This is a genomic window from Cohnella thermotolerans DSM 17683 (genome assembly GCF_000429825.1).
GTDB lineage: Bacteria > Bacillota > Bacilli > Paenibacillales > Paenibacillaceae > Cohnella > Cohnella thermotolerans.
The window spans coordinates 39,514-57,540 of record NZ_AUCP01000013.1 but is presented as its reverse complement, the minus strand read 5'-3'; the positions used below and the strand labels follow the sequence as shown (position 1 = coordinate 57,540).

General features: G+C 60.9%; 18 protein-coding genes and 3 pseudogenes. 19 read left to right on the top strand and 2 right to left on the bottom strand.

All coding sequences use genetic code 11. From position 1 onward, the window contains the following. The first annotated feature begins 27 nt into the window (after positions 1-27). The 6 genes and pseudogenes from thyA to G485_RS24955 form a co-directional block, all read left to right on the top strand. Positions 28-822 (top strand): thymidylate synthase, encoded by a 795-nt coding sequence (gene thyA / locus G485_RS0103890; RefSeq protein ID WP_027091467.1) that lies wholly within the window; start codon positions 28-30, stop codon positions 820-822. 154 nt (positions 823-976) lie between these two features. Continuing rightward, complete coding sequence (locus G485_RS0103885) at positions 977-1,465, top strand: dihydrofolate reductase (RefSeq protein ID WP_027091466.1); 489 nt, start codon at positions 977-979, stop codon at positions 1,463-1,465. Between the two features lie 188 nt (positions 1,466-1,653). After that, positions 1,654-3,144 (top strand): glutamate synthase subunit beta, encoded by a 1,491-nt coding sequence (locus tag G485_RS0103880; RefSeq protein WP_027091465.1) that lies wholly within the window; start codon positions 1,654-1,656, stop codon positions 3,142-3,144. A gap of 96 nt (positions 3,145-3,240) precedes the next feature. Next, complete coding sequence (locus G485_RS0103875) at positions 3,241-3,549, top strand: hypothetical protein (RefSeq protein WP_027091464.1); 309 nt, start codon at positions 3,241-3,243, stop codon at positions 3,547-3,549. A gap of 96 nt (positions 3,550-3,645) precedes the next feature. Beyond that, the gene (locus G485_RS0103870) at positions 3,646-4,785 is read left to right on the top strand and encodes a glucosaminidase domain-containing protein (protein WP_027091463.1); all 1,140 of its coding nucleotides are present in this window, start codon (positions 3,646-3,648) and stop codon (positions 4,783-4,785) included. A gap of 27 nt (positions 4,786-4,812) precedes the next feature. Further along, positions 4,813-5,274, top strand: a pseudogene (locus G485_RS24955) (cation diffusion facilitator family transporter); the annotation flags it as partial. Between the two features lie 76 nt (positions 5,275-5,350). Here the strand turns inward: G485_RS24955 and G485_RS0103860 are convergent. After that, on the bottom strand, positions 5,351-6,100 hold the full coding sequence (locus G485_RS0103860; protein ID WP_027091462.1) for an HAD family hydrolase: 750 nt from the start codon (positions 6,098-6,100) through the stop codon (positions 5,351-5,353). A gap of 161 nt (positions 6,101-6,261) precedes the next feature. On the opposite strand from G485_RS0103860, the gene G485_RS30340 reads away from it, so the two are divergent. Next, positions 6,262-6,399: a hypothetical protein gene (locus G485_RS30340; protein WP_169732289.1), complete on the top strand. Its 138-nt coding sequence runs from the start codon at positions 6,262-6,264 to the stop codon at positions 6,397-6,399. A gap of 7 nt (positions 6,400-6,406) precedes the next feature. Here G485_RS30340 and G485_RS0103850 read toward each other — a convergent pair whose 3' ends face one another. Beyond that, on the bottom strand, positions 6,407-6,637 hold the full coding sequence (locus G485_RS0103850) for a hypothetical protein (protein ID WP_027091461.1): 231 nt from the start codon (positions 6,635-6,637) through the stop codon (positions 6,407-6,409). Positions 6,638-6,797: 160 nt separating this feature from the next. Here G485_RS0103850 and G485_RS0103845 point away from each other — a divergent pair, with 160 nt between their 5' ends. From G485_RS0103845 to G485_RS0103790, 12 genes and pseudogenes are all read left to right on the top strand, one after another. Further along, on the top strand, positions 6,798-7,526 hold the full coding sequence (locus G485_RS0103845) for a phosphonate ABC transporter ATP-binding protein (RefSeq protein WP_027091460.1): 729 nt from the start codon (positions 6,798-6,800) through the stop codon (positions 7,524-7,526). Then, on the top strand, positions 7,523-8,026 hold the full coding sequence (locus G485_RS0103840) for a GNAT family N-acetyltransferase (RefSeq protein WP_027091459.1): 504 nt from the start codon (positions 7,523-7,525) through the stop codon (positions 8,024-8,026). The genes G485_RS0103845 and G485_RS0103840 overlap by 4 nt, the downstream gene beginning before the upstream one ends. Before the next feature lie 121 nt (positions 8,027-8,147). Then, positions 8,148-8,822: an MOSC domain-containing protein gene (locus G485_RS0103835; protein ID WP_240489054.1), complete on the top strand. Its 675-nt coding sequence runs from the start codon at positions 8,148-8,150 to the stop codon at positions 8,820-8,822. Between the two features lie 9 nt (positions 8,823-8,831). Continuing rightward, positions 8,832-9,578 (top strand): SDR family NAD(P)-dependent oxidoreductase, encoded by a 747-nt coding sequence (locus G485_RS0103830; RefSeq protein WP_027091457.1) that lies wholly within the window; start codon positions 8,832-8,834, stop codon positions 9,576-9,578. 248 nt (positions 9,579-9,826) lie between these two features. Continuing rightward, complete coding sequence (locus G485_RS0103825; RefSeq protein WP_027091456.1) at positions 9,827-10,831, top strand: 2-oxoacid:acceptor oxidoreductase family protein; 1,005 nt, start codon at positions 9,827-9,829, stop codon at positions 10,829-10,831. Positions 10,832-10,899: 68 nt separating this feature from the next. Continuing rightward, complete coding sequence (locus tag G485_RS0103820; RefSeq protein ID WP_027091455.1) at positions 10,900-13,209, top strand: thiamine pyrophosphate-dependent enzyme; 2,310 nt, start codon at positions 10,900-10,902, stop codon at positions 13,207-13,209. A gap of 15 nt (positions 13,210-13,224) precedes the next feature. Beyond that, the gene (locus tag G485_RS0103815; RefSeq protein ID WP_027091454.1) at positions 13,225-13,584 is read left to right on the top strand and encodes a hypothetical protein; all 360 of its coding nucleotides are present in this window, start codon (positions 13,225-13,227) and stop codon (positions 13,582-13,584) included. 440 nt (positions 13,585-14,024) lie between these two features. Beyond that, positions 14,025-14,549: a hypothetical protein gene (locus tag G485_RS0103810; protein WP_027091453.1), complete on the top strand. Its 525-nt coding sequence runs from the start codon at positions 14,025-14,027 to the stop codon at positions 14,547-14,549. Positions 14,550-14,598: 49 nt separating this feature from the next. Further along, complete coding sequence (locus G485_RS0103805) at positions 14,599-16,572, top strand: tetratricopeptide repeat protein (protein WP_027091452.1); 1,974 nt, start codon at positions 14,599-14,601, stop codon at positions 16,570-16,572. Positions 16,573-16,587: 15 nt separating this feature from the next. Continuing rightward, a pseudogene (locus G485_RS30770) lies at positions 16,588-16,848 on the top strand (YbjQ family protein); the annotation flags it as partial. Then, a pseudogene (locus G485_RS30330) lies at positions 16,839-17,270 on the top strand (aldo/keto reductase); the annotation flags it as partial. The pseudogenes G485_RS30770 and G485_RS30330, both read left to right, overlap by 10 nt. Before the next feature lie 72 nt (positions 17,271-17,342). Beyond that, the gene (locus G485_RS0103790; protein ID WP_027091450.1) at positions 17,343-18,017 is read left to right on the top strand and encodes an SOS response-associated peptidase; all 675 of its coding nucleotides are present in this window, start codon (positions 17,343-17,345) and stop codon (positions 18,015-18,017) included. Positions 18,018-18,027 lie beyond the last annotated feature (10 nt).

Below are 18,027 nucleotides of genomic sequence, written 5' to 3'. Positions count from 1 at the left end.
AAAAGACGACAAAAAGGTGTGTTGGCGTTGCGCAATTATTTGGATCTGTTGCAGGATATTCTCGATCACGGGGTGCGGAAGGACGACCGGACGGGTACGGGGACGCTTAGCGTCTTCGGACGGCAGCTCCGGTTCGACTTGTCCGAAGGGTTTCCGCTCGTCACGACGAAGCGTATTCATCTGAAATCGGTCGTTCACGAGCTGCTCTGGTTTCTGCGCGGAGATACGAACATCCGTTACCTGAAGGAAAACGGCGTGACGATCTGGGACGAATGGGCGGACGAGAACGGCGATCTCGGTCCCGTCTACGGCTCCCAATGGCGAGCGTGGGAGACGGCGGACGGGCGGACGATCGACCAGATCGCGCAGGTCGTCGAGGCCATCAAGAACAATCCCGATTCCCGCCGTCATCTCGTCAGCGCCTGGAACGTGGGGGAGATCGACCGGATGAAGCTGCCGCCGTGCCACTTCGTTTTCCAATTTTACGTTGCCGAAGGCAAGCTGAGCTGCATGCTGACGATGCGCTCGGTCGACACGTTCCTAGGCCTTCCGTTCAATATCGCCTCTTACGCTCTTCTGACCCATATGGTGGCGCAGCAGTGCGATTTGGAGCCCGGCGAATTCATCTGGTCGGGAGGAGACGTGCATATTTACGCCAACCATCTGGAGCAAGTGAACCTGCAGCTTACCCGCGAGCCGTATCCGCTTCCGAAGCTGATCATCAAGCGGAAGCCGGAGTCGATCTTCGATTATACGTTCGAAGATTTCGAGTTCGAGGGCTACCGGTATCATCCCGGCATTAAAGCGCCGGTGGCCGTATAAGGGAGCGCGGAGGGCGTCCGGAAGGACGCTTTTTTCATCGCTTGCTGGCCAATCGTATCCGAACGTTTCCAGACATTTGTAACCGATTGTTCGGTAGTCACGAATTAAGGCCTTATGGTATGATGGAAATAACACAAAAGTAAGGGTGTCGCTTATGTCCATTACGCTCATCGCCGCCGTCGCCGCGAACGGCGTCATCGGCAAAGACAATGCGTTGCCTTGGAGACTTCCGGCCGACATGGCCTTCTTCAAAGCGCAGACGACGGGCAAGACGGTGTTGATGGGACGCAAGACGTTTGAATCGCTGGGGCGCCCGCTGCCGAACCGGACGAATGTCGTGCTCTCCCGCACGCTTAAGGAAGCGCCGGAAGGCTGCCGGCTCGTCCGTTCGATCGACGAAGCGGCCGCCGAATACGGCGGCGGCGAGATCATGGTCATCGGCGGAGCGGAAATATATGCGCTGGCGCTGAAGGACGCCGACCGTATGCTGTTGACGGAGATCGGCAGAAGCTACGAGGGCGACGCTTATTTTCCGGCGTTCGACCGTTCCGAATGGGACCTGGTGTCCAAAATCCCGGGCGTTCAGGACGAGAAGAACGCGGTTCCTTACGACTTTTGCTTCTATGAACGCAAACGCGCATAGACGCAATCGTGCAAACAATTGAGAAGATAATCCATTCTGAACGACCGGGTTGTCTGGTAGGATGATCTATCAATACTGAATAATTATGCAAGCTTCTGTCTTGCGGCTTTAGTCGCAGACGGATATGATGAATAAAGTGCCCTTTAGCGCTGTTACGTGCGAAACACCGACAGATGGAGGAAATGAAGATGTCGACGCCTACGGGATTTATGGAATATCAACGCGAATTGCCGAGCGATCGCGATCCGCTGGAGCGCATCAAGGACTGGAACGAGTTCCACCGGATGTTCTCCGAGGATCAGTTGCGGACGCAAGGGGCGCGCTGCATGGATTGCGGCACGCCTTACTGCCATACCGGCATGGAATTGGCCGGCAACGCATCGGGATGCCCGATCAACAACCTCATCCCCGAATGGAACAACCTGGTTTACCGCGGTCTGTGGAAGGAAGCTTACGAGCGTCTGGCGAAGACGAACAACTTCCCCGAGTTTACGGGGCGCGTCTGCCCGGCGCCTTGCGAAGGCTCCTGCACGGTTGGCCTCATCGGCGAACCGGTAACGATCAAGACGATCGAGCAAGCGATCATCGACCGCGCGTTCGAAGAAGGCTGGGTCGTGCCGCAGCCGCCCAAGAAGCGTACCGGCAAGAAGGTTGCCGTCGTCGGCTCCGGTCCCGCCGGACTCGCCGCCGCCGCGCAGCTCAATAAAGCCGGCCACACGGTCACCGTCTACGAGCGTGCGGACCGCATCGGCGGTCTGCTGATGTACGGCATCCCGACGATGAAGCTCGAGAAGCACATCGTGCAGCGCCGTGTCGATCTGTTGGCCGCAGAGGGCATCAAGTTCGTGACGAACACGGAGATCGGCAAGGACATTTCCGCCCAAGAGCTGGTCGAGCAATACGATTCGGTCGTCCTGTGCGGCGGCGCGACGAAGGCTCGCGGCATCGGCAATGTGGAAGGAAGCCACCTCAAGGGGATTTATCCGGCGATGGACTTCCTGAATTCGACGATCAAGAGCTACCTCGATTCCGGGCTGGCAGACGGGAACTACATTTCCGCCAAGGACAAACACGTCATCGTCATCGGCGGCGGCGATACCGGCACCGACTGCGTGGCGACGAGCTTGCGCCACGGCTGCGCCAGCGTCACGCAATTCGGTACGCATCCCAAGGCTCCGCTGACCCGCGATCCGATCAACAATCCGTGGCCGGAGTTCCCGAACGTCTACACGCTCGATTACGCCCACGAAGAAGCGAAGGCGCTGTTCGGCGAAGACCCGCGCGCATTCTCCGTGCTGACGAAGAAGTTTGTCGGCGACGAGAACGGCAACGTCAAGGAGCTGCACACGGTTCAAATCCGCCGTTATGTGGATGAGCAAGGACGCAAGATTTACGAAGAAATTCCGGGTACCGAGAAAGTATGGCCTGCCGATCTTGTGCTCGTCGCCGTCGGCTTCGAAGGTCCGGAGAACACGCTGATCGAACAGCTCGGACTGGAGACCGACCGCCGCACGAACGTCAAGGCGGCATACGGCAAGTACAAGACGAACGTCGAGAAGGTGTTCGCCGCCGGCGACATGCGCCGCGGACAAAGCCTCATCGTCTGGGCGATCAACGAGGGCCGCGAAGCCGCCCGCGAAGTCGACAAGTACTTGATGGGCTCCTCGATGCTGCCTTAACATTCAGGAATAGGCCATTATCCACACAGGTTGTTCCCGATCGCGGCGATGCCGCCGGGAGCAACCATTTTTTTGCCGGAAGGGAGGAAGCTGACGATGCTCAAATACGGAGACGACCGGATCACGGAACTTAAATTCGTCTCGTTCGAACCGCGCGTGGAGCGGCGCAATGAGCATTGGGTGGACGTGACGCTGCGGTTCGAGACCGCCCCCGAGACGCCGATCCCGGACGATCTGATCGAGCTGACGGCGCTCGTCGTCTGCACGCCGCAGGGGATTCCGGTCGAGATCGAGCCGCAGGACGAGGGCTGCGACTGCGAATATCAATTTACGTTCGCGGAGAAGGAGCAAATTAAAGCCTACGTCCGCAGTGAGGCGGTGCAGGAGGCGATCGCGAAGGCATAGGCCGGCTTCATTTTGCAGTCCCTTCCCCCAAATCTTTCCTGTATGTTACACTACGGATTAGTAGATTGCTAGCTTACGGAAGGGGCCAGGGGCCGGATGGAACGCGCCGCGCTGTTGACGCCGACGGACATTCACGTCATTCGCCGCTACGTTCAAACCAAATACGCACCGCTGCCGCGGCACCGCCAAGCCGAGATCGTCGCGGACGCCGTTCGCGTCGCGTTGGAACGCAGGCTGCCCGATCTGTCACCTGTGGTCAAAACCCGGATCGTGAACGAGCTTATTCGCCGCTGCGTCGTTCAGGAGCAGCGAGAGGTCGCGATCGAAGATGTGCTCGAGGCGTGCGCCGCCGAGGGCGCCCACGACGGCATCGACCTGGAGCCGCTTCGCCGATGGATCGATGAACGTTCGCCGGACCGGTCGAGCCGGGATCGGATGGAGGCGCGCCTTCGTCGGGAACCGGGTGCGAACTCCGAAGAGACGGCGGCCGACATGCCGGGCACGGCCGGGACCGCCGCTTTCTCCGTATTAGGCCTTCCGACAGCCGAAGGCATATCGTCGCCTGCCGCTGCGGCTGTCGGAACGGAATCCGCAGCGGCCTTCGCGAATCCGCTCGCCGGAACCGAACGCTTGCCCGCCTGGAGCCGACGCGCCGCCTGGATCGCGCTCGCACTATCCCTGTCGGCGGGCGCGGCGATCGGGTGGCTGTCGCAGCGGGAGGCGACGGGCGAGGCGTCGCCCGTTCCAGAACGGCCGTACGTCCAGGCCGCACCCGGAGCGGCCGAGGCGCAGGCCGGAATGCCCGAGGAGCTTCGCTACGCAGACATCGACGCCGCGGCCGTGAAGGCTTATTTGCGCAGCCGGAATTCGCTGCTCGCGGACGAGCCCTACTTCGGCGCCATCGTGGCAAGCGCTCGCAAGTACGACGTGAATCCGCTCCTGCTGCTTGCCATCACGGGCCAGGAGCAAGGGTTCGTGCCCAAGACGGGCAAGCAAGCCAAGCTGATCGCCAACAATCCGTTCAACGTGTTCCATAGCTGGCAGGAATACAACACGGACATCGCCGACGCCTCGGACATTGCGGCGAAGCTCGTGGCAAAGCTGGGGGCAAGCCGTCCCGCCGGCCGCGATCCGTTCGAATGGCTGAACCGCACTTACGCCGAAGATCCCGAATGGGCGGAAGGCGTGCGCCAACTGTTCGACAAGCTGACTCATCTTCCCGCAAGCCAGCCTTAGAGAGGGTTCCGCGCCGCCTGTTCTGCCCTGTTCTGCATGGTCGCCGTCGTCGTGACGGTAATGGCTTACGAGACGATTCTGGAAGGCATGCATTTGCTGTCCCATCCCGCCCATACGACGGGGTTGTGGCTTACCGTGACCGTGCTGCTGCTGGCGTTGGCCACCGACGGTTACGTCCTGATCAAAGCGATGAAAGAAATCGTGCACGAGAGCCGGATCGAAGCCAAAGGGCTATCGATTTTCTATATCGACGGCATTACGACGATCGTCATCGGCGTTCTCATGGTTGGCGTCGCGTTCCGCGTCGGCTACGACAATATGGTCGGCCTGATCGAACTGAAGAGAGGGCTGAGCCTGGCGGAGGCGGACGATATCAAGTTCCACGTACGCGACAAGCTGCTCGGCGACCCGCACATTTCGGACGTGACGCTCGGCATTATCGAGGACAACGGGGTAACGGATTGGGATGCGAAGGAGCAGGCGGACTAAACGTAAAAAAAGGGGCGATGCCCCTTTTTTTACGTTTTCGGCAGGAAGCTGACCTCGTCCGGAAATTCGCTCCGCCTTAAACGCCGGATTCCTTCAACTTGAGCGCATATTCGCCGATGGCGGGGGGCACTTCGGACAACGCAGTCAGAGTCAGCAACGCGCCCCGGGGCGGCGTCTCAATCGTCAGCATATTGTACGTCCATTCCTGCTCGCGCTTCATGTAGATCGCGTTGATGCCGCATTCCACCGCGGGAAGCACGTCCGTCCGCAGCGAGTTGCCGATCATCCACGTCCGATCCGTGTCAAACCGGCCGGCTTGCAAAATATCCTTCAACGCTTCCGTATTTTTGCGCATCCGAATATAAATCCGGTCCTCAAAGTACCGTTCCAGGTTCATGCGCTCGATTTTGCGCTGTTGAATGACGGGGTCGCCTCCGGTGTACAGATGCAGCCGGTGTCCGCTCCGGCTCAGCTCGTCGAGCGTCTCTTCCATATGCGGATAAGGCTCGACTTCATGCTCGTAGACGCTGATGCCGAGATCCCACAGCCATTTCTCTTCCTCGCTCGATTTGGGCCGGCGGTGCTGCTCGCAGAAGTAGCGGTACGTATCGACGAACGACTGGGGAAAGTGCTCGCTCTTGAAGCCGAAAAGCTGAACGCCGGCAATGTCGAGCTCGGTGTGCTTGGCGAGAAGGGTCCCGCGATCGACGCCGTAACCGGAGAACCAGTCCAGCATCATGTCGGCGAACTGATCGAGAACGAGATTGAAATATTTGTTGCAGTAGATCAGCGTATCGTCCAGATCGAAAAGAATGCTCAACTTCATTCGTTCGTGCTCCTTCAACCGAGGCGTTCGGGTTCTTCGAAATCGCGAAGCCGATAAAATCATTATGGCGATGAAAACAACGTTTGTAAATGAGCGAGCGGTGGCAAGCTGAAAAGAAAAGCCCTCGCCGCGAAGCGAAGGACAGGGGGTGAGTTGCCGTTATGCCGAAGAACAGCAGCACCAAAGCCGACAACCAGCAAAATTTAGCCCGCTTCAAGGCAGAATCCCGAACGCCCGCGCTGGAGAAGCTGTCCCGTCTCCCGCCGAGCCTTAATAAGATCAACAAAAATTTGCCCTGACAAAAGCTTAGGCATACTTCTCGCGCTTGGCGATCAAGTCGCGCTTGATGAACGCGATCCGCTGGCGCGCATAGAAGTCGTAGCTGCCCCCGCTCAGATCGCGGGGGCTTAACGTATGTCCGGTATCGTTGTCGACAATGACGAGCTTCCCGTCGGAGTAAAATTTGAAGGTAAGATCACGAGACGGGCGGGCTCCCCTTGAAGGTTCCATATAACGGAAATGTTCGCAGTTCGCCATCCCAATCCACCTCTTCGTCAGAATAGTCGGAACAAATGTTCCCGTTCCCATTATAGCAAACATTTGTTCGTATGGAAAGCCGTTCCGGAATACAATAAACTAGATTTATTGCGGAATTTATCATCAATATAAGGTTTGCCGAAGAAGGAGCCGTTCAGCGATGATTACGATATCGGGATTGACCCGCAAATTGCCGCAAGGCAAAACGGTGCTGCAAGACATCAGGGGCCAGCTGGAGAAGGGAACGTTCGTCGCGATCGTCGGTTCGAGCGGCAGCGGCAAGTCGACGCTGCTCCGCTGCCTGGCGCTCAAGGAGCCCTGGACGAAGGGCGAGTACCGGTTCGACGGGCAGGACATCCGCAAGGCCGGGACGATGGCGCGCCTGAAGATCCGCCGCAAAATCGCCTATTTGGAACAGAAACCGCTTTTATACGAGAAAAAGACGGCGCTCAAAAACGTCATCATCGGAGCGGTCGGACAAGTGTCATGGTTCCGGCGCGTGACCGGCATGGTTCGCAGCGACGATTACATGGACGCGATGGACACGCTGGAAGCGGTCGGACTGATCGACCGTGCGCACCAGCCCGCCGAGAAGCTGAGCGGCGGCGAACGCCAGCGCGTCGCCGTCGCGCGGGCCATCGCCCACGGCGCGGAGCTGCTGCTGGCGGACGAGCCGGTGACGGGGCTCGATCCGCATTCGGCGGAGGACATTATGGCGATGCTCAAAAAGCTGTGCAAGGAACGAGGCACGACGGTCGTCGTCGCGATGCACCGTCTGGAGCTGGCGGAGAAGTTCGCGGACGAGATTTGGGGGCTGCACGAAGGCCGCCTCATTATGAACGTCCGCGGCCGCCGGCTGACGGCGGCGGAGAAGGCCAGACTGACATGACCGCGGTCCGGATAAGGCCGGCCGAATCCGCGGACGAGATCGCGCTCGCGCACAAGCTGGAGCTCGCCAGCTACCCGCCCGAATTGGCCGCTTCCCGCGAAGCCTTCGAATACCGGTGGCGGGCTTTTCCCGATTTTTTCCTGACCGCCTGGGAGAGCGGCGAGCTGATCGGGCTTACGTGCGGCGTGCGGACGGATGCGGCGGATTGCTCGGACGTCGGGATCAAGAAGCTGCACGGAGGTTCGCCGGACGGGCGCAAGCTGTGCGTTCTGTCGGTGGCGGTAAGCCCCGGGCGGCGGGGACGGGGAATCGGCGCCCTGCTGCTTCGGGAGTCGGTCGAGCGGGCAAGGGCGGCGGGGTTGGCGGAGGTCATGCTCATGTGCCAGCCGCATCTGGTGGAATGGTACCGGGCCGCCGGCTTTCGCGAGACCGGCCTGACCCATGACGAGCACGGCGGCGTCGAATGGCGCGATATGCGCCTGCCGCTCGGAGGCGAATAAAGAACGGCTCCCCCGCACGGTGCCGGGGGAGCCCGTTCCTACGCGGTTGTTAGCGTGGCGCAGGCGCGCCGCGGGTATACGCCCGAATGAAGGGCGTACGCGAAGATGGGAGAGAGAATCGATGGCAACGTTGGAGAACGCCGTCAAAATGCCGCTGCTCTCGGTCAATACGGGCGTTGCGGAGACGGGAACGTACAAGGGACGGGAAGCGAGGTCCGGAATCTTCAAGCGTCCGTCCGATCGCCCGCTTCGGCTCAGCCGGACGGGACTCGACGGGGACGAGCAGGCCGATCTCGTTCATCACGGCGGCCCGGACAAGGCGGTTTGCGTCTACAGCTACCGCCATTATCCGCATTTGGAGCAAGTGCTGAACCGGAAGCTGCCGATGGGCGCGTTCGGGGAAAACTTCACCGTAGACGAGCTCGCCGAAGACGAGATCCATATCGGCGACATCTACGCGGTCGGGACGGCGACGGTGCAGGTCAGCCAGCCGCGCGTCCCCTGCTGGAAGCTGGCGATGAAGTGGGGGCTGGACGAGCTGCCCGCGCTCGTGACCGAGACCGGAGCGACGGGATTTTATTTCCGGGTGCTGGAGGAAGGGGAGGTCGCGCCGGGCGAGCTCGTGCTGCTGGAGCGCCATCCGGCCGCGCTGTCCGTGCAGGAAGCGAACCGGATCATGCATCGCGACAAGAAGGACGCGGAGGGCATCCGCCGGCTGCTAGCCGTAGACGCGCTGGCGGACAGCTGGAAAGAGACGTTGAACCGTCGTCTGGCCAAAATCGAAGCGGAAGGGTGAGCCTGTGCCATGTTTGAAGAACGAACGGTTGTCATTACGGGCGCGGCCGGGGGCATCGGCCGCGTCCTCTCGCGCGCCTATGCGGAGAAGGGAGCCGCCGTACTGCTCACCGATCTGCCCGGCGAAGAGGGAGAAGCGCTGGCCCGCAGCCTCGCGCAGGAGGGCTCGCGGGCGGAGTTTTACGGCGCCGATCTGAGCAAGCCCGAGTCGGCCGCTCACATTATGGAGGCGGCGACCGAAGCGTTCGGCAGCGTGGACGTCTTGATCAACAACGCCGGCTTCGGCATCTGGAAATCGCCGCTGGAGCTGGAAGTCGAAGAATGGGACCGGGTGATGAACGTCAATCTGCGCGGCGCGTTTCTATGCTCGCGGGAAGCCGCCAAAGTAATGAAGCGGCAGGGCAGGGGCGGCGCCATCGTCAACATCTCCTCGACCCGGCACATGCAATCGGAGCCGAATTCGGAAGCGTACGCCGCGTCCAAAGGCGGGATCGCTTCGCTGACGCATGCCCTGGCGCTCTCGCTCGGCCCGGACCGGATTCGCGTCAACGCGATCAGCCCCGGCTGGATCGAGACCGGCGATTATACCGCGCTGCGTCCGGAGGACCACAGCCAGCATCCGTCGGGCCGCGTCGGAACGCCCGAGGACATCGCGCGCGCCTGCTTTTATCTGACCGATCCGGCGAACGACTTCGTCACCGGCATCAATCTGACGGTCGACGGCGGCATGACCCGCAAAATGATTTACGAGCCCTGACCCGATTTGCCGGATCCGTCGGCAATCGCGGGCAATCACCGACATATAATAATCTATTGAAGGAACGGGACGCGGATCCGGAAGGCCGGATGCGCTCCCGGCCGATTGAATCGTAAGCGTTTTCTTGAAAGCCGCCATCTTCGGCAGGAATATCCCGATCGGCGGCGAAATGGTTTTTCATACTAGCAAACGCTTCTGCAGACGGTCCGTTTTTCCATCATTTCGATGCGAAAGGGGATTAGTAAGCTATGATTGCGTTGCCCAGAACGAACGAGCTCGGTTTTTTCGAGATCCGGCTGGAATCGATCGGCGGACTCGGGGCCAATCTGGCGGGGAAAATGCTGGCCGAAGCCGGCGTCATGGGGGCCGGGCTGAACGGCGTCAGCTTCAGCTCCTACGGCTCCGAGAAGAAAGGCTCTCCCGTCAAAGCCCACATCCGCTTCTGCGACACCGACACCTCCATCCGCGACACCTCTCCCGTCGAGCGCCCTCACGTCATCGGCATTTTCCACGAGAACCTGTCCCGAACGGTCAATGTCATCTCCGGCATGTACGAGGATACGATCGTCCTCGTCAACTCCAAGAAATCGCCCGAAGAGCTGAAGCAATCGCTCAAGCTCATAAGCGGCACGATCGCCGTCGTCGACGCCACCGGCATCAGCCTCGAAGAGAACAACCGGGTCAACATGGCCATGCTCGGAGGCTTGTTCCGGCTGTGCGGGTTTCTCGATCCCGAATTTATGAAGGGCGTCGTCCGCAAATCGCTTGAGAAAAAGTATCCCGGCGCCGTTCAGCCCGCGCTGAACACGTTCGGCCGGGGCTTCCGCGAGGTTCGCTTCCAGACGTTCGGTCTGGCGGAAGGCGACTCGATGCCGGACTTCGTTCGGATGGACACCCCGGTGCTCGGTTACGAGACCCAGCCGCTGGGCGGTCTGATCACGAATCCCGGCAACAGCATTCTCAAGGACCTGAGCATCTCGCGCGCGGGCAGATTGCCCCATTTCGCCGATGACAAGTGCATCCATTGCGCCGCTTGCGACAACGTCTGTCCCGACTTCTGCTTCGTCTGGGATGAGCTTCCCGACAAGAAGGGACGCCCCCAAATGTTCCTGCAAGGGATCGATTACCAGTATTGCAAAGGCTGCCTGAAATGCGTGCAGGCTTGCCCGACCGACGCATTGTCCGCAGAATTGGAGGCGGACGGCTATGCGGACGGCCACCGCGTGCCGCACCGGTTCAACCTAGTCGTCTGACGTTCGGTTTCGGCTTGGCCTGAACGATTCGATTCACAAGACTTGTAAGAAGGGTGGGTATCGGGGAAATGGCAATCGATATGACCAAGGAGCAAGGCAGGAGGGGAACCGTCGAGCAGCGCGTCGTCTACGAGTCCGGCAACGAGATGGCCGCCTATGCGGCGCACCAGATCAACTATCATATCATGGGGTATTTTCCGATTTCGCCGTCGACGGAGGTCGCGCAATTTCTCGACCTGATGAAGGCGAACGGCCAGCACGACATCGTGCTCATCCCGGCCGACGGTGAGCACGGCTCCGCGGGCGTCTGCTACGGCGCCTCGACGGGCGGCGGACGGGTGTTCAACGCCACCAGCGCCAACGGCTACCTGTACATGCTGGAGCAGATGCCGGTGCAATCGGGCACGCGGTTCCCGATGGTCATGAACCTCGTCTGCCGCTCGGTGTCCGGCCCGCTCGACATCCATGGGGACCATTCGGATTTGTACTTCGCGCTGAACACCGGCTGGCCGATCGTGCTGTGCCGCGATCCGCAGGCCGTGTACGACATGAACCTCATGGCGCTCAAGCTCGCCGAAGATCCGGAGGTGCGGCTGCCGGTGCTGGTCGCCTCGGACGGCTATTTCACGAGCCATCAGAAGCGGCGCGTCATGACATTCGCTCGCCGCGAAGACGTGCTCGCCTTCGTCGGCGAGAAGCCGCCGGAAGGGTTCGCGCACGTGCTCGACCGCGAAAATCCGATTACGGTCGGTCCGTACATGAACGAGCCGGACTACATCAACAACTGCTACCAGCAGTCGATGGCGATGTACAAGGCCGAAGCGGTGTACGACCGCATTCGCAAGGAATACGCGGCGCTCACCGGCCGCGACTATCCGGTGCTGGACCTGTACCGGATGGACGATGCCGAAGTGGCCGTCTTCCTGCTCAACTCCGCGGCGGAGATCGTCAAGGACGTCGTCGACCGGCTCCGGGAACGGGGGATCAGAGCGGGAGCGATCTCGCCGAACCTCATTCGGCCGTTCCCGGCGAAGGCGATCGCCGACGCGCTGGCGAACGTGAAGGCGGTCACCGTCGGGGACCGGGCCGATTCGTACGGCGGGCACGGCGGCAACATGACGCTGGAGGTCAAGGCCGCGCTTCAAACGTACGGCAACCGGAAGACGCTCGTCGTCAGCCGCGTTTACGGGCTCGGCGGGAAAGATTTCTACGCCGAGGACGGCTTCAAGCTGTTCGAATACGCCATCGAGGCGGCGGAGCGCGGGAATGTGGAGAAGCCGTTCGACTACCACGGCCATACGAAGGGCGATCCGGCCAAAGCGCCCAAAAGGGTGCTCGAGCCGATGCGGTACGAGGAGCTGAAGACCGGGCTTATTGCCGTGACCCCGGACGCAGCGACGGGCAAGCTGAACGTGCGCGTGCCGCCGCTTCGTTCGCTGACGAAGAAGCCGAAGCGGATCGCGCCCGGCCACGGGGCATGTCCGGGCTGCGGCATTTTCTCCGGGCTGGAGTTGTTCTTCAAAGGCATCGAGGGCGACATCGTCGCGCTGTTCCAGACCGGCTGCGCCATGGTCGTCACGACGGGGTATCCTTATTCCGCGCACAAAGCAACGTACATCCACAACCTGTTCCAGAACGGGGCGGCGACCTTGTCCGGCGTCGTCGAGATGTTCCAAGAGCGGAAGCGGCGGGGCGAGCTCGACCATCTGGGGCTGAAGGACGACTTCACCTTCGTCATGATTACGGGCGACGGCGGCATGGACATCGGCATGGGCCCCGCCATCGGAGCGGCGCTGCGCAACCACCGGATGATCATTCTCGAGTACGACAACGAAGGCTACATGAACACGGGCGCGCAGCTGTCGTATTCGACGCCGATCGGGCACCGGACGTCGACGTCCAACGTCGGCTCGAAGCAGACCGGCAAAGCGTTCCACCACAAGGACACGCCGCAAATTATGGCGGCCACGAACATTCCGTACGTGTTCACGGGCAGCGAGGCGTTCCCGCAGGACTTGCTGAAGAAAGCGGCCAAAGCGCAATGGTACGCGCAGAACGTCGGCATGGTCTACGGCAAAATCTTGATCACGTGCCCGCTCAACTGGCTGTCTGAGGACAAGGACGGCGCGACGATCATCGAGCATGCGGTCAACACCTGCTTTTTCCCGTTGTACGAGGTGGAACGCGGGGTTACGAACATTACGTACAACCCGGAAGAGAAGGGAAAGCGGGTGCCGATGATCGACTGGCTGAAGCTGATGGGCAAGACGCGGCATCTCGACAAGCCGGAAAACGCCGAGCTGCTGCGGGACTTCGAGGCGGAGATCGAGCGCCGCTGGTGCATGCTTAAAGCCAAACACGAAAGCCCCTATTTGTAAGGCGGTGACCGGGCGATGCCTTATGCGCTCAGGCATTCGGTCACGGGAGAGCTTCTCTCGTGCTCGCAGACGAACGGTTATGAGTTGAAATATTACGGCATTCTGCTGTGGGAGGACGCCCCAGGCGCGGAAGAGAGGCTGGCGGCGCTGCTGCGCGCGGAACGGTACCGGCCGCAGGAGGAGAACGGGGGCAGACGCGAACGTCATGCGGCGGAGTGGGAACAGGTGCAGGAGCTGACCCGCTGGCAGCCGGTGCTGCTGAGCGAGCGCGAGGCCAAGCTGGCCAACGCGAAGCTGCGCAACGACGCGGGGCTGCGGGTGTTCCTGCGGGAAGGGGCGCTGCAGGCGGAGCCGGTTCCGGAGGATGCGGAGTAATCGTACCCGACGCCGCCTCAAAAGACGTTCAAGCGCATATCGGCTCTTCCCTTCGCCGGCGCGGGGGAAGAGCCTTTTGCATGGCCGTTTCCGGGAGCCGTCCCATTATCCCTCCGGTTCAGGGGCATGCGGGGGATGATGCCATTATCCCTGCGATTCAGGGAAATGCGGGGTCATCCCACGTTCTGACCGAAAGGGATAAGGGGACGCCTTCCGAATCGGAAGGATCAAGCCTTTCGCAGACAGCGGTCTTCCCGATCCGTAAGGCTCGCAAGAGATCGCCCCCCAAACTTCCGTTTTTTCCCCCGCGGGCGCGGACAAGCGCACATTCTTTCGCGATTCTGGAGGAATGGCTGACATTATACCCTGCATTTTATGATATAATGAGAGTCAATGTACGCGAAAGATTCGCAGGAAATGTCTCCGGGAGGGAACTAAACATGAGTCGACGTTTTGTCATCGAGGCGGTTATGATCGCCACTTACGGCCAGCTGCTTCTGCCGAAACGTCCTGTCGAATACAGGATTCCGTACTCCACGATCATGGAGTTGTACGATATGAAGGACAGCCCGGAGCCGATAATGCCGGAGCCGGACGACGACCGCCACGTCAAGGCCAAGGTTGCCGAGATGATCGAGTATTTCGAAGATCCGTTCAACCGCAAGAAGCTGGAGCGCGCGCTGATCGCTCCGTGGCGCGAAAGCCCGCCGATGCCGGTGAACGAGCATGTGACGCTCGTCGTCGTGAACGCGGTGGAGAACATGCAATACGGCGAAATGCTCGATCCGATCGAGACCGAGCTCATTCTGACGTCCCTGCGGCTGCAATGCCCGATTCTGACCGATCAGATCGAGTTCCAGGATAAGGTCGTGCAGAACAGCATTCCGGTTATTCTGTACGATATCGACGATTATGAATTCGCGCTGGAGGAAGACGTGCCCTCCACCGACGGATATTCGCAATGAACAAGCTGCCGGGCGGACCGGCAGCTTTTCGCGCTAGAGGAGGAACTTCATGCGAATCCGCTCAACGTGGGCCCGCTGGATGGCGGTCAGAATGCGCAAGAGAGGGCGCCTCGACCGTGCGTTCGATTGGTACCGCCGACTGGGCGAAGCCCGAATGTATCCGCAGGAACGGGTGGCCTACGCCGAACTGCTTCACGATCTCGGCTTTACGGACCGGGCGCTGCTGTCGTTGTCGGGAGTGCTGGCCGCGTACCGGCTTCCCGAAGCTTACGCGCGCCGAGCGTTTATTTACAACGACATCGGCAAGGTGCATGAAGCGATCGCGGATTTGAACGAGGCGGTGCGTCTGGATCCGGCACCGGCCATTTATTGGTATACGAGGGCGATCTGCTACAGCAGCCTCGGGGAATTCGGCCAAGCGGTCCGGCAAATGCGTGAAGCGATCGCCCGAAGCGACGGCGACAGCCGGTCTTCCTCGTATTACGAGCTGGGGTGCATCTATTTGCGCATGGAGCGCTGCGAGGAAGCGGCCGAGGCGTTCCGGCAGGCGATCGCGGCAAGCGGACATGACGTGCCCTTGCATCGTTTCCGTCTTGCGGAGGCTCTTGAAGGCGCCGGCCGCGAGGCGGAAGCGCTGGAAGAGGTGCAGCGCGCCGCCGCTTCCCAAAGCTTGCTGAAGCGACAGTCCGACCAAGGCGAGAGGCGGCTTCGCTCGGGCATCCCTTATTCCGAGACCGCCATTCGGACGTTGATGGGCATTATCGACGCGGAATACGGGTTCCGCATGAAGGAAGCCCAGCTTCTGGAGCGGGCGGGCCGGCGCGAAGAGGCGCTCGAAGCGATCGACAAAGGGCTGGCCGACTATCCCGAAGCGGACGATCTTCTCCTTCGCCGGGGAGCTCTTCTGCGCGAGCTGGGACGCATGGACGAGTCCGCGGCCGTCCTGGAGCCGTTGCATCGGCGAACGCCGGAGCGGCTCGCCGTCAGCATGGAGCTATGCGCGACGCTGCGCAAGCAAGCGCGCTGGCCGGAAGCGATCGCCACGCTGAAGGCTGCGTTGAGCCTTTATCCGGAGCATACGGTCGTTCGCTATTGGCTGGTGGATGTCTTCCGGGAAGCGAAGATGGCGGACGAAGCGTGGGCCGCCAGCGTCGAGCTGACGGAGATGGAGCCGGAAGATCCGCTCAACTGGAAGCAGAAAGCGGAGGTTGCCATCGATCGCGGGCGCTTCGGAGAGGCGGACGAGGCGTATACGCGCGTGCTGGCGCTGGATGACTCCGCGGACGGCTATATGCGCCGCAGCTATGCGCGCTTTGCTGCGGAGCGTTACGAGGACGCGATGCTGGATTTGCAAAGCGCGATGCAGCGGGACGAATCGCTTCGCGAGGAGAGCAAGACGGCCTATGCGATGGCCGAGCTTTATTGGGGCATGGGCAACCGGGAGCTGGCCGACGAGGAATACGGCCGCGCCATCCGTCTTGAGCCCGACAACCCGCATCTGTTCGAGCGGAGGGCGCATTGCCGCATTGCGCTGCAGCGGCCGGAGGATGCGCTGCGGGATTGCCGTTCCGGTCTGGCCATCGACCCGGGCAACGTCCGGCTGCTCTGGCTTCAGTGCTTCATCCACAGGCGGCTGGACGATCCGGAATCGGCGCTTGCGGCGACGCTCGACTACGTGCGGAAGGTGCCGGACGATCATCAGGGCCATCATCTTCTGGCGACGATCTATTCGGAGCTCGGCTTGTACGACGACGCCATCCGCTCGATTAACCGCGCGCTGGAATTGAGTCCGTTCGAAGCCCAGCTCTATCTGGAACGCGCCACGTTGTTCTACCACCAGTTGTTCGACCGGAACCGCGCCGCCGAGGATTTGGCCCAGTGGCTGCTGTACGCGGCGGCGGAAAGACCGGAAGACGACAGATTTGCGCAGCTCGGAGAGCTCGAAGGCTTCGACGACGAGATGCGCGAGAAGGCGATGGAGAAATTTCTGAACGGTTACGGCGCGAGCCGCTACTTATCTTAATCCCGCGAAGAGCCGATTGGAGATCGGCCGGCGGTCTATGGCGAGACGAACATGGGCGCCAACATTTTTCGGGATTTTCTGGCATCGATTACCGATGTTGTCGGGGGCCGGTCCGGATCCTGCGAGAACAAGCTGAAGGAAGCGCGCGAGATCGCCATCAGCGAGATGGTGGACCAAGCCCAGCGCATGGGCGCGAACGAGATCGTCGGCGTCGACGTCGACTACGAGGTCGTGCGCGAAGGCATGCTGATGGTTGCGGTAAGCGGAACGTCTATCAGACGGGGAAAGCGTCCGAAGTTCGCGCCGAGGCGATCCAAGTCGTCTACAACCGGCTGGACCGGGCGCCGGAGGATGAAGTGTTCCCCTTGTGCGAGAAGCAAGGGTTGGGCGTCCTGGCCAGGGTGCCGCTGGCGAGCGGCTTCCTGAGCGGTAAATACCGCCCCGGCGCCGTCTTCGGCAAAAGCGATGTCCGTTCGCGAAGGGACGCCGCGGAACAGAACCGGCTGCTGGAAGAAGTCGAACGAATCCGGCGCGAGGAAGTGCCGGATGGCGTGGATATGGCGGCTTGGGCGCTTGCCTGGTGCTTGAAGCACCAGGCGGTCACGTGCGTCATTCCGGGCTGCAAGGATGTTCCGCAGGTGGAAGCGAACGCGGCGGCCGTTAAGCTGGTGGCAGCGGGTCATCCCCAGGAAGTTTAAGGAATGGTTGTATAAATTTATAAGACCTGCGGATACTGGGACGAGACAAGCTTATAAAGGCGGTGCTCTCCCATGTGTCAACGCTTCTCCCTTACGGTCGGGCTTGACGAACTTGTCGAGCAGTTTCGGATCGGACAGGTTCTCGTTACGTACGTGCCCAGATACAACATTTCTCCGACGCAAACGGTGCCCGTCATTTACGAATACGGGAAACAGCGCATGATGGACGGCCTGCGGTGGGGGCTGGTGCCGTATTGGTCCAAGGATGCGCTTAATGCGGACGGGAGAACGATTGCCAGCCGGTCGATTTTCCGCCGGATGGTAAACAAGCAGCGGTGCGTCATTCCGTGCAACGGCTTCTACGGCTGGCTGTCGGAAGGCAAGGTGCACCAGCCGCTCCGCTTCGTCTTCCGGGATCGCCGGACGTTCGGCATTCCGGGATTTTACGAGGTATGGCCGAGAGTGGACGGCGAGGACGTACTGGCGTTCACGATGATCACGACCGAGCCGAACAGCGTCGTTCAGGGCTATGCGGACCGCATGCCCGCGATGCTGAACGAGGAAGGAATCGACGCGTGGCTGAGCGAAGCGAACGTCGAATACCGCAGCGTGTACCATTACGTGCGGGAGCTGCCTGCGGCCGAGATGGAACTGTACCCGGTCGGAGGTTACGTGAACGACCTGACGAAGGAAGCGCCGGAGTGCGCGGAGCCGATCCGTGCCTCTTACGCTTCGCTTCGAAGATAATTCGGCAGCC